Below are 12048 nucleotides of genomic sequence, written 5' to 3'. Positions count from 1 at the left end.
CGATAGAGCTGCTCGATGGCTCCGTGGGCGGGCGCATCAGGATCTCGCCAATTGAGCTGTCCGTGCATGCCAAAGATCTGCATTCCATAGTCGGCTATCTTCTGACGGAGTTCACTGCTGTAGATCTTCTCGGTGGTCAACGTCGTGGTAGGGATCTCCCCATCTTCGATCTTTGATGCCGCGCTCAGCCCAAAGAGCCACGCGACCTCAAGGTCCGCGTCAAGCTCGGCCAAACGCTGCTGTACGTTCGGCCGATCGATAAGAAGGTTTCCTCCGACCAGGGTGGTTCGGCAGGCTTCAATTAGGTCATCCAACTCCCGTCGAAGCAAGCCCGCGCCCGCCAGAGCACCCCGCTCGAGATCGAGCGCCCCCGTGATGTACTGCCATCCCTTATTGATCTCGCCAATCAGGTTTTGGCGCGGCACGCGAACGTCGGTAAAGAACACTTCATTGGTTCGATAACCGCTCCAAGCAGTGAGCCGCCGCACCTCTATTCCTTTCGTGCTCAACGGAACCATGATGACGGAGATGCCTTGGTGTTTAGGCGCATTCGGATCGGTGCGGACACAGAGCCACTCATGGGTTGCAACGTGCCCCTGGCTGTTCCAACTTTTCGATCCGTTTATCACCCACTCGTCACCGACGAGCTCCGCTCGCGTTCTCAGGCTGGCCAGATCGGTGCCGGCGTTGGGCTCCGAGTATCCCAAGGCGACATGAAGGTCTCCGCGAGAGATCGGCGGCAGGAAGTCCCGCTTGTTCTCCTCGGTGCCATGACGCATGATCATAGGCGCGATCGTCGTAAGCGTCATGTCAGGACTTGGCACTCGAGCGTAGTCAAACTCGGCCATAAGAATGCGCAGTTCTACGGCCCCCTTGCCCATCCCGCCGTATTCTGTCGGCCAGGTCAGAGCAAACCACCCCTTCTCCCCGATCTTGGCTCGAAAGGCCTGCCCCCGCGGACCCCAACGCCATGCTCCAGGCTCGTGGGGTACGCCTTCGGCATAGAGTTCGTGCAGCAACTCAGGCGTAACGTTCTCACGAAGGAACGCGCGGACCTCATCGCGCCACTCACGCTGGCTATCGGTTAAATCGAAATTCAAACCTGCAGTCTCCCCTATCGAGAACCTTCACTCTAAGCTAGATGCGCGACAAATTTCTGCAAAATTTCGCATCAATGCGAGGAATTGCAGCAAATGAAACAGTCATCTCGCTTTAAGGCGCTTGGCGAAACGGAAGGTCCGGACAACTGCTCAACCGATACCTGAGAGTTGCTGCGCAAAAGCCGGGGCATAGCTCCTGCCGATAGTTCGCGCCGCACACTTTCAAGTTCATCTCGGCCGAGTCAAGCGGTGCACAACCGACGCACTGGACTAAGGCGTAGCATCAGGCGCTATTGCAAGGAATGAGACCACAGAACTCAGCAATCGAGCACCAGGCGGCCACCGCGGCATCCGGACACGCAGACCATCATCGACTTGCCTTCTGCGCGTTCCGCATCTGTCAGGACACTGTCGCGATGGTCGATTGCGCCTTCCAAAACGGTCATTTCGCAGCTGCCGCAAATGCCCTCCCTGCAGCTGAACGGCACTTCGACACCGGCTGCGAGCAACGCGTCGAGCAGACGCGTACCCGGCTCGATGCGAATTAGCTTGCCGCTGTTCGCGAGGTGCACGTCGTAGCTGGCGCTGTCATCGTGATCGACCAGGGATGGATCTGCCGCGAACCGTTCGACATGAGCGTGCGAATAGCCGTACCGCTCGCAGGCCTGTTCGAAAGCTATCAGCATCGGGGACGGGCCGCAGCAGTAATATCGGGTGTCTAGACCGTGGCAGGCGATAAACGCGTCGATATCCGGCGGGCCGCCTTGCTCAGAATCGAAATGCAACGTGAGCGGGATCCCAAGCGTCTGAATCGCGCCAAGCCATGCTGCATGTCCGCGCGTGCGACTGCAGTACAGCATTTCGACATCCTTCCCGAGTGAAACGAGCCGTTGGGCCATACAGTAGATCGCTGTCACGCCGATGCCCCCCGCGACTAGCAGGAAGCGCCCGCCAGTCTCATCCAGAGGAAAATTATTGCGCGGAGCCGAGACGGCCAGACGATCGCCCTCGCGCAAATGATCATGGATGTATGCCGAGCCACCTCGGCTATCACGTGAACGCAGAACCCCGAGCACGTAGCGCTCGCAGGTGTGCGGCGGGTTCACAAGGGAATAGCTGCGCACGATGCCATTGGGCAGGTGCACGTCGATGTGCGCACCCGCATCGAAGCTCGGGAAAACATCGCCGTCGACCGGACGCAACCCGATGCTGATCGTATCTGCGGCCTCGCCCCGAATCTCGTCTACAACTGCGGTGAGGGTAGCGGTTCGCATTTTTGCAAATCAAGAACAGATACGCCGAGCCATGAAGCCATAAAAGTCGCGCAGCGTACCTTCGAAGTTTTCTGGCGCTAGCGGACCCGGTGTGTAAAAGCTCGACTCGAGACCACGCTGTAGCGTTTCGAGTTTCGAGCGGTCCTCTGCATTGATTGAATCTAAGAGCGCTAGGTACTCGGCCACGTCTTCAGGATTCGCGGCCTGGCCATAACGTGTAACGCCCCATCGCAGGGCAACGCGGCCGGCCGACTGGGGCCTTACGCAGATATACATAGTCCGGTGAGCATTAGAGCTGACCACCAGGTTAGGAAACACGTTAAATACGAAGCTAAACCGAATTTCACTAGAAGTCGGCTCGGGCTGATTCGACCCACAAGCTGATCCAGGCTCCGGCAGTCCGGATCTATAGTGCAAGCGATAGGCAGAGAAATGACCGTTTCCAGCCACATATTCGCTCATCTCCGTCGGCGATCTCGGCCGGATCGTTTGCGGATGCGTGGCATTCAGGTGGTAGCCTTCCATAAAGTTCTCAGCCAAGCACTTCCAGTTGGTGCTCCATACATCCTCTCGACTGTGGTAGAGTTCACGATCTTCATGATGGTAGACGCCAATATACGACTCGAGCGGCTTAAGCGCCTCGCTAAGTGGAGCCGCCTTGCCATCCAAATTGACGAAGATGAAGCTCTGCCAGATTGTCGTGGGGATCGCCGGCAATGCGCAGCGTGCAGTATCCAGATCTTTGCAGTCCTGCATGAGGGGTGCACGCTTTAGCTTACCGCTGAGCTCGTAGCTCCATGCGTGATAGCCGCAGACGTGGATGCGCGCGTTCCCGCGACCGGTGGCAACAAGATTGCCACGATGACGGCATACATTCGCCAGTACACGGATTTCACCTTGCGAGCCGCGCTGCACCAGAAGCGGTTCACCCACCAGTTCTGTTGTAAAGTAATCGCCGTTGGCAGGCAGCTCACCGGCATGGCCGATGCAGATCCAGCTCTGGCGGAAGACCCGCTCACGTTCGAGCTCTGCAAAGCGCTCGGACGTATAGAACGCTCCCGGCATGGCGCGCGTCGTGCGCTCTTGTGGTTGAGCAAGCGTGGAAAGAGTGTCGAGCAAAATACGGTCGCTTTGTGGCAACGTATCGGAAAGTGGGAAGACGGCCTTGTGGGACATAGATAGCCTCGTTCGCGGCGAGCAGGCGATGATGACGTTTATGACGATTTAATTATAGGTAGGGATGATGTGCAAACCCTGCAAAAACTATCTTCTGTGCGCCGAAATTCGGCAGTCAAATGGGTTGCACTGAGTTCTTTCACAATCCGCCAAAGGCTAACTGGCCAAACAATGGCAAGAACTTGCCATGCCCAGCGCGCAGTTGGGCTTCGGCCTGGCGATGGCGTTCAGCTGCAACCCGCAATTCACACGAAACTATTTATTATCATTTGCGCCGACACTCTACGAAGGCGTCCATTCCACTCGAACGATCGCTTGGCCGTAACTTGTGGAAGGAGTAGGAGATCCTTCACATCGATTGGGTGACGCGCACGGACATCCACCGCCTTAGCAGGCTGTTGAAGAACTCAGCCGCGTTCGCAAACGAAGGCTGAATCTTCGCCATTGTGGATGTAGAAGTGGCCGACGAGCCTGTCTGCAGTGTCGATCATAGCCCATCCGCGACCGCAGGACGGATCGTTCTCGTCGTGAGAACTCCGCGCACGCCGATCCGTCGCGGGTGCCGTAGCGCACGTCCAGGAAGCCCTTGAGAGCCCCAAAGGCGATTTCGCCATCGGACTTGCCCTGGAAGGTGAGATGCGCCTCTTCGACAAGATCGAGGAAGTCGCTATCCCAGACGTCCATCTCGACGATGCGCCAGCGGCCTGCAAAGGCCTTGGCGAAGTCGGGCACCTTGGCCATCAGCCGGTCTCCGCGGTCAGCTTGGGCAGCCGCACCAGATTGTAGGCGGTGGCAGCGAAGGTAAGGCCCATCCGACGCGATCACGGCCACGGAAGCGGGTCTTCTCTTGCCCCGCGATCGTCTTGATCCAGCCGAATGCCTCCTCGATCCGCTTGCGGATGCGCTGGCTGACAGCATAGCCGCCGTGCCGGGTCGTTCGCCCGTCAATCGTAGAGCTGCGGCCGCTGGTGTTCTGTGCAACATGCGGCGTCACGTTCATCGAGTGCAGCTCGTTGACTAAGTCTTCCACATCGTAGGCTTTGTCGGCGCCAAGCGTGATCGCTGTCGGCCGGTCAGCACGAGGCTCGATCATGTGCAGCGCGGCCACCCGCTCGGCATATCCGTCGGCCTGCGTCAGACAGGCGTCGACCAGCAGGTCGTGGCGATTCTCCATCAGCCCGTGCCCAATGAAGCACAGCTTCGTCTCCTTGCCTTTGCCCTTGCGGTATAGCCTGGCATCGGGATCGGTGGTCGAAGCATGGGTGTCATTCGAGCGTTTCTGGCCATGGAAGTCCGCATCGGCATTGCGGCCGCCGCCTTGGGTCGGCGGCTCGTCAGAGCCATCCATCGGCTTGACACTCTTCATCGAGGCCCAGGCCTCGATCAGCGTGCCATCGACCGAGAAGTGATCACTCGATAGAAGCCTCTTCATCCTGGGCTGCGCCAGCATCGCCGCCAGGAACTTCGCCGCGATGTCGCCTTCCAGCAGCCGGTCGCGATTCTTCTAGAACACCGAATGGTCCCAGGCTGCGTCGTCGACGCCGATTCCGACGAACCAGCGGAACAGCAGGTCGTATTCCAGCCGCTCCATCAGAAGCCGCTCCGAGCGGAGCGAATAAAACGCCTGCAACAGCATCGCCCGCAGCAGCTTCTCCGGCGGGATCGACGGCCGCCCAATCGGCGAATAGAGCGCGGCAAACTCGCGCTCCAACTCTGACAGCGCCTCGTTCACAATCCTCCGGATCGCTCGCAGCGGATGATCGCGCTGCACCCGCGTCTCCAGGTCGACGTAGCTGAACAACTCGCCCGTTCGATTGTCGCCGCCGCGCACGCACCATCTCCGAATCTCGTCGGAGCCAATGAATCACGCTCGTCGGTTGGCGGCGAGTACCTTTTTCAACAGCCTGCTAGACCGAAAGAGAGCGAAGGATACTGCCGGTGTTTAGGAATTCCACTTAGGCAGCGAACCTTGCCCGGCAGATGTTACGTTTGCATAGTCCATTTCAGCTGCAATCCGGGCGAGCAGAGCTAATAGTCTACAGTGGCTCACCACGTTCCCCTTGGCGAGCCCCGCTCTTCAAGTACATCTGGGCCGATCGAAATGCAACTATCACTCTCTCTATGTCTACTGCATTGTGCGCTGCACTAACCTGCATGCGAATCCGCGCGGCTCCTTCCGGCACCACAGGGTACGAGAAGGGAACCACAAGGATGTCGCGCGCCAGCACGAAATCGGCAATTTGGACGGCGATCCCCGCGTCTCCGGTAATCACGGGTACAATAGGATGATCACTTCCCGAAACTTTAAATCCCAGATTGCTCAAGGCCCCGCGAAGCTGATGGGTGCGCGCCACGAGATTGCGCCTAAGATCGTCCCCATTCTCGGCGAGGTCAATGGCAACCAACGAAGCCTCGCAAAGTGCTGGCATCAACGAATTCGAGAAAAGGTAGGGCCTAGCACGTTGTCGCAACCATTCAACAATCTCACGGCGACCCGAGACGTACCCGCCCGATGCACCGCCAAGCGCCTTGCCCAGTGTTCCCGTAAGAATGTCGACTTGATGTTCGAGTCCGTACCGGGCTGGCGTTCCACGGCCGCCCGGACCAATAAAGCCCACAGCATGAGAATCATCGACCATGACCAGGGCGCCATAACGTTTTGCAAGATCACAGATTTCTGGCAGATTCGCAGCAATGCCATCCATGGAGAACACGCCATCGGTGACAACCAGCACGGTACGAAAATGGCGCGCTTCGCGTAATGCCCGCTCTAGTTCTTCCATGTCATTGTTGGCATACCGGAAGCGTTTTGCTTTACAGAGCCGAATTCCATCGATGATGCTCGCATGGTTCAAGCTATCGCTGATCACCGCATCTTCGGCATCGAGCAACGCCTCAAACAGGCCAGCGTTCGCATCAAAACACGATCCGAATAGAATTGTATCTTCGGTCAGCAGGTAGTCAGAAAGCCGCTTTTCAAGCGCGCGATGAACCGAGTGGGTCCCGCAAATGAAGCGCACGGACGACATTCCAAAACCATGCCGGTCGAGAGCTGTGCGCGCCGCCTGCTGCAGGGCTGGGTGATTCGACAAACCCAGATAGTTATTGGCACACATATTCAGGACCTCGCGCCCCCCCAATGAGCGCAGTTGGATGTGCGCAGACTGGGGGGAGACAATCTCCTGTTCGACCTTCAGGAGCTTGCGCCACGACAGCTCGTGAAGACCGCCATTCAACCGTTCGCAAAGCTGCTGTCGCACGGTCTTTCTCCGATTAGGCATAGACGACAGGGGTAGACCATGCCGGATCCTCGTGCTTTTGCCAATAAAGATCCGTGAGCCGCCGGGTGACGGAGCCCACCTGCCCTTTGCCGATTGCAGCATCGTCGATACGCGTTACGGGCATAATGCCGCCGGCAGTTGAGGTGATGAACGCCTCGTCAGCTCCCTTTATCTCGGCACGCGTGATATGATCCGTCACGACCGAAAGCCCAATCTCAGCGCAAAGATCCAAGACACTCTGGCGCGTGATGCCCGGCAGCACCCCAAAGGCGGGGGTTTTCAAGTCTCCATCCTTCACAAGGAATACATTGAAGCCGGGTCCCTCCGCAATGTGCCCGTTGATATCCAGGATCAGTGCGGTCTCCCCGCCCTTGTCGTAAGCGTCATAAAGACCCTTCACGAGGTCGAGCCAATGATAGTTCTTGATCGCGGGATCCACTGACTTAGGCGGTATGCGGACGGTCTCACTGATCGCCACATGCAAACCTCTTTTCAGTTGCTCCTTATTGGCGACCGACCCAAACGGGACCGCAAACGCGATGAAGCGGTTTTCCGCTTCGCGGGGATCGCGACTGAATGTCGGCGATGAACCTCGCGTGCAGATCATCTCAACGTAGGCCGATTTGTGGCCCGACAAAGCGACGCAATTGTTGAGGATCGATGTTACTTGCTCACGATCGTAGGGCAGCTTCATTCGGAGACGTTCGACACCGCGCCAAAAGCGGTCAAGATGCAGGTTCAACCGGAAGAATTTGCCGTTCCACACATGCACCGTGTCGTAGGTCGCATCTGAGTGCAGAAAGCCCCAGTCAAGGACAGAGATCTTGGCCTCGGACATCGACAGATACTGCCCGTCCATAAAAGCAACGCCGTGCGGGTAGCGCCGCCGGTCAACGTGATGCTCATCGATGGCGGGAAGCTCACTTAGCGACTGTGTCACGAGGGGAGTCATCTTCTTTCCTTACATTCCGAATACTTGGTCGGCTCATTAGAGCATTGACGAGCCATGGCCGATGACGCCACGCCGCAATAGCCTTAATCGCGATCAGCGAATGGCGGCCATCCGGTGATATCCGCCGGTGACTTGATTAGGCGCATCTAAGCCACGGGGTTTGTTATGTTAGTGAGAGGGCCATTCGATCGCACTGATTTTAGCTGCGCAAGGCGCGCTCGAACCAACTAACCTTTGCTTCTGGAAAAGAATTTCTTCAGACATACGGCTCCGTCACGGTAGGGGGCGACACGATAGCCAACAGGGTCATGATCGGGGCAAATCTTACCGGGCCTGACGAGCCGCATTCCCCTAATGTGAAGCCTGACACGCCGAAATTGTGCATTTGAAGAGAGCCGACGACGCTTTCAGACGATTTGGTGCCTGCATGGCGCGTGAAGGCGGTCTGAACCTTGTCTCCGGGCTTCAGTATCAACGTCTGCGTTATCGCGGCTTTTTGTTCGGATGTGGCGCTCGGAGATTGCTCCTGCCAATCAGAATGTGCTCTACGAGTCTGACGCCTTATCCTGGGACCACAGCAATCGCGGATGCATGACTGCTAATGGCGCACGCGTGCGCAGGCGCGCGTCGAGAGCGACATTTTGATACTAAACGCAACAACGAAAGTCGTTTACGCGGCGAGCATCGCCGCAGTTGAGACAATGGTTAAAAGAGTAACGGCCCAGAGCTCACCTATCCATCGAGCGCTCTGGGCGCGCGGCATCATGGAAGGCATGCTGCATTGACGCACTGGTTTCTAGTGGACCAACGCGTTTGCATTCTAGCTCTGTAGGCTCCGGTCGTTGCCGTGTGACCTCGTCGTGAGCCCAAGCACTATCAAGGCTCTTTTCGGCTTTAGTCTTGCCTGAACCAGTGGACGTATGAGCTTCGCGCCTCCTGTAGCAGCACGGATCTGAGAGGCCTAAGAACGCCGTGAATGAAATGTCAGGCGCGCGTAGATGAGCATTGGCTGACTGCGCGGGTCTACGTACCTGAAATGAGATAGAGGTTGCGCTTGCCGCAGACAACACGTTCAGTCGTTTCTGGGATCTAACGCCGTCTCGACAAGCTTCACCCAGTACCCGATGCCGTAAAGTAGGGCTTCGTCGTTGAAATCATATGCGGGATTGTGCAAGCCCGCCGTCGGTCCATTTTCAGCGAAAATGAAAGCGCTTAGTCGCACCTCAAGCACGTAAACGAAATCCTCTGCCCCCATGCGCGGCTTGATTTTGTCGTTTACGAAATCAGTCCCGACAAGTTGTGCGCCACCTCAGTCGCCGGGTTACTTTCCTGGGTGTGGTTGAAGGTGACAGGAACCGATCGCCGATATTTAAATTTAATATCGGCGTCAATCCCTGCGCGATGCCTGTGCGGACGCCTTGATCTGCCGTTCGGCGAAGTCCCGCAGTCTGGGTGCAAGGGTTCGGACAATGGCCGCTATTGCAACGCGATCCGGAATGATATTGTACGACTTAGCGGCATCCAACTTGGTGGATGGAAATTACGAGCGCGTCGATCGGATCGGTGTTGCGCGACACCAAGTTTGCACGCCAACAATAATCTCCGCTGCAATGACGACTGGATCGATCGTCTCATCCTGCTTTGCCGCGGGCGCCCGTCCCAATCACGACAATGTCGAAATCGTCTTGCGAGGCCACGATGGCGGCATCACAGATCCCGAACTCGCCGACCTCGATGCCCGGCGCGCTGTGCATTGCAAAACACCGGGTGATGACGAACCGATCCATAGTACCTTCCTGGACCTTAAGCCCCCCCGATGGAAGCTCAACTTCTTCGGCCGGCTAAAAGATCAATGCGACGGAGCCCTTGGAATTGCACGTACTCGCAACGTACTTCGCGGTACCTAGCAGCACGGTCGTGTGATCATCATGGTCGCGTGCGTGCATTTTTCCGGCTACTCTCGACGCCCAGGGCTTGTTGGCGCCTCTACAATCGGCAAGGCGTCCAGATCGGCCCTCAGTCCAAATGGTTGGCCGTTCTCCGCCCTCTCCCTGGATCAACGCGACAACGCCGCTTTCGGCTATCCCCGTCTCGATATGGTTAATACCGAACGAAGCCAGTTTTTCGGTTACGAACCTGACTGTGTTGTGAACCTGAAAATCAAGCTCTGGATTTTGATGGAGTAGCGGCGCCACTCCGCTGCCTCACTCTGTCGCTTCCGAAAAGCCTCGAGCTGTTCACCGCTAGTCTCCTTACCTGTCCATCGATTGGCGCATCACAAGGAAGACAAAACGCTTGTGAGCCAAACGATCGACAGACCATCCCTCTATTTACATGAGCAGCGCTCTGTAGGCGGCCGGTCTCTTGTCACGTAATGACCGGAATCGTTCGCGGAGCACGAGATGTAAGCAATTGTGCGCCAGCCTCGGTCACGACGACAACCTCTTCGTGCACCATCAACTTCGGCGAGCTGTCGAAGTACGATGGATAAGTCGTGCTTGGCTCGACGTTGATGATCATGCCTGGCTTCAGTATCGTCTTATCGTCAGGCTGAACCGATGGCAGCTCTGGCATCCACAAACCCATTGAATGCCCCATTCGTCCGATTGTGGTAGGTTTGCCGCGATTGCGGGGGCTATTTAGTACATTCGACATTGCAGTCCAAATCTCACAGATCGGAATGCCAGGCTGAACAGCTGCGATTCCCGCCTCTGTCGCTTCCCAGACAATTTGATAGGCGTCTTGCGTATGCGGATCTGGAGTTCCAAACGCAAAGTGCCGATCGAAGTCACTCCAATAGAAATCGAACAGGCAACCAGCGTCGAGAAACAACAGGTCTCCGCCAGAGAGGACTTTGTCGCTCGGTACACCGTAGGGCCGTGTATAACCTCCCCGTCCGGAAACACCCTGAATCTTGGGCGTTTTTTCCGCTCCGCGGCTAAAGCATTCGAGCTCAAAGATGCGGCATGCTTCTCGCTCCGTCATCCCGACACGCAGCCTCGCCGGCAAATTGTCGAACGCTTCCGAAACAATACCGCACACAGTACGAATTCGGCCAATCTCCGCTGGCGACTTGATCATCCTCAGGGGGGTGAAAATTGCGTCAGACGCATCAATGAATACCCGAGGTTTTATTGCCTCAGTAACGCGCAAGAAATCCCCTGCCGGCATGCCAAGCCTGCTTTCTGCCCCGAGTTCTGTCCCGATTTTGGCACGCTCCGGCAGTAGATCAACAAATGCTTTGATAAGCGTGGAGACCCCCTCGTCTTTCGGATTGGGGCTGGGCCAAGTGAAGCAATTTTTAATCCAGGTAGTCTCTTTATAGAACTCATCCATCCCCATTGGGATGATGCCGACGACATCGCCGGATGAGGGGATCAGAAGGAAACGCGGCCTTGTCGTCTGATGCGGGGTGGTGCTGATTTCACCTACAAAGTATCGCAAGTTGTGTTCGGACGTCACAAGAAGGGCATCAAAGGCAAATTGCCTCATCAACTGACGCGCTCGGTCGACCCGATTCTGGTACTCGATTTGTGGAAACGGTTCGTATGCGATCGTTTTCACGCGTACAGAATCGGAAACACTCATGGCTATTCTCCAATAGGTGCGCCACTCGTAGCGGCGCGGACAGGCGATTGCTCAGCGCATTTAACCGCAACCCTAGGATGAACTAACTGAGCTGCGATTGAAACAGGGCTTGAGCCCACATGGAATTCGACTCATCCCGGCGCGTCGGCAACCGCAATTGCTGCGCGCATTTTTCTATGAGAAAGCATCGGAATCCAAAGTTCGTCTGCAAGCAAGGGGCCGATTGCAAAGGCCTTCAAGTCTGAGAGACGATTACCAGAATAGCCGACAGTGACGCCGGACCAATGCGTCGCTTCCAAATAGGTGCGAAATTCGTTGAGGCCAGAGGCGATGTGTTCAGCTTCGATGGCGAGCAGAAGCTCTCGCGTGATCCGAGGATCGACAGGACTAAACGTGCCGGTCTCAAGATCGCCGGTCGTCTGAACAGTGAAGACTGCATTTGGCGCGTTGGCACCTTCATGCCAGTTTACGATACCGAGGATATTGGCCTCCCTGAACCGGTCATTTAAGTTGGCGCGCAGCGCGCATAATCGTTACTCACGACTTCGTCGGTTGCCACGATCGAAATCAGCATCAGATCGACCTCGGACCTCGAGCACCGGATGCCATCAATCTCCGCCGGCCTCGAAAAGCGTACACTCGCTCTTAAGAGCGAGCCGCGCCGCAGGGTTCTTCTC

At 56.8% G+C, this 12048-nt stretch carries 7 protein-coding genes and 3 pseudogenes; 1 reads left to right on the top strand and 9 read right to left on the bottom strand.

The genetic code is table 11. The features are described 5' to 3' along the window. From QMZ05_RS38225 to QMZ05_RS38185, 9 genes and pseudogenes are all read right to left on the bottom strand, one after another. The coding region (locus tag QMZ05_RS38225) for an acyl-CoA dehydrogenase family protein (protein WP_353705458.1) at positions 1-1100 on the bottom strand (1100 nt) is incomplete at its 3' end. 317 nt (positions 1101-1417) lie between these two features. Then, positions 1418-2374 (bottom strand): PDR/VanB family oxidoreductase, encoded by a 957-nt coding sequence (locus QMZ05_RS38220; RefSeq protein WP_353705457.1) that lies wholly within the window; start codon positions 2372-2374, stop codon positions 1418-1420. Positions 2375-2383: 9 nt separating this feature from the next. Continuing rightward, positions 2384-3550 (bottom strand): aromatic ring-hydroxylating dioxygenase subunit alpha, encoded by a 1167-nt coding sequence (locus QMZ05_RS38215; protein WP_353705456.1) that lies wholly within the window; start codon positions 3548-3550, stop codon positions 2384-2386. Positions 3551-3957: 407 nt separating this feature from the next. Next, positions 3958-4291 (bottom strand): annotated as a pseudogene (locus tag QMZ05_RS38210) (hypothetical protein). Further along, a pseudogene (locus tag QMZ05_RS38205) lies at positions 4291-5381 on the bottom strand (IS5 family transposase). The pseudogenes QMZ05_RS38210 and QMZ05_RS38205 overlap by 1 nt, the downstream one beginning before the upstream one ends. Before the next feature lie 205 nt (positions 5382-5586). Then, complete coding sequence (locus QMZ05_RS38200; protein WP_353705455.1) at positions 5587-6810, bottom strand: glycine C-acetyltransferase; 1224 nt, start codon at positions 6808-6810, stop codon at positions 5587-5589. Positions 6811-6823: 13 nt separating this feature from the next. Then, positions 6824-7783 (bottom strand): aminotransferase class IV, encoded by a 960-nt coding sequence (locus tag QMZ05_RS38195; RefSeq protein ID WP_353705454.1) that lies wholly within the window; start codon positions 7781-7783, stop codon positions 6824-6826. Positions 7784-8855: 1072 nt separating this feature from the next. Then, positions 8856-10001: pseudogene (locus tag QMZ05_RS38190) on the bottom strand (amidohydrolase); the annotation flags it as partial. A gap of 149 nt (positions 10002-10150) precedes the next feature. Beyond that, positions 10151-11371: a Xaa-Pro peptidase family protein gene (locus QMZ05_RS38185; RefSeq protein ID WP_353705453.1), complete on the bottom strand. Its 1221-nt coding sequence runs from the start codon at positions 11369-11371 to the stop codon at positions 10151-10153. A gap of 284 nt (positions 11372-11655) precedes the next feature. Here QMZ05_RS38185 and QMZ05_RS38180 point away from each other — a divergent pair, with 284 nt between their 5' ends. Then, positions 11656-11880: a hypothetical protein gene (locus tag QMZ05_RS38180; RefSeq protein ID WP_353705452.1), complete on the top strand. Its 225-nt coding sequence runs from the start codon at positions 11656-11658 to the stop codon at positions 11878-11880. Positions 11881-12048: the final 168 nt, after the last annotated feature.

It is taken from the genome of Bradyrhizobium sp. INPA03-11B (assembly GCF_040446015.1).
Classification (GTDB): Bacteria; Pseudomonadota; Alphaproteobacteria; order Rhizobiales; family Xanthobacteraceae; genus Bradyrhizobium; species Bradyrhizobium macuxiense_A.
This window is presented reverse-complemented; position numbering and strand designations above follow the sequence as displayed.

Bases quoted from the DNA above. Each gene is read 5' to 3' on its own strand.
- QMZ05_RS38220 (WP_353705457.1), bottom strand. From the start codon at position 2,374: ATGCGAACCGCTACCCTCACCGCAGTTGTAGACGAGATTCGGGGCGAG.
- QMZ05_RS38215 (WP_353705456.1), bottom strand. From the start codon at position 3,550: ATGTCCCACAAGGCCGTCTTCCCACTTTCCGATACGTTGCCACAAAGC.
- QMZ05_RS38195 (WP_353705454.1), bottom strand. From the start codon at position 7,783: ATGACTCCCCTCGTGACACAGTCGCTAAGTGAGCTTCCCGCCATCGAT.
- QMZ05_RS38185 (WP_353705453.1), bottom strand. From the start codon at position 11,371: ATGAGTGTTTCCGATTCTGTACGCGTGAAAACGATCGCATACGAACCG.
- QMZ05_RS38180 (WP_353705452.1), top strand. From the start codon at position 11,656: ATGCGTCGCTTCCAAATAGGTGCGAAATTCGTTGAGGCCAGAGGCGAT.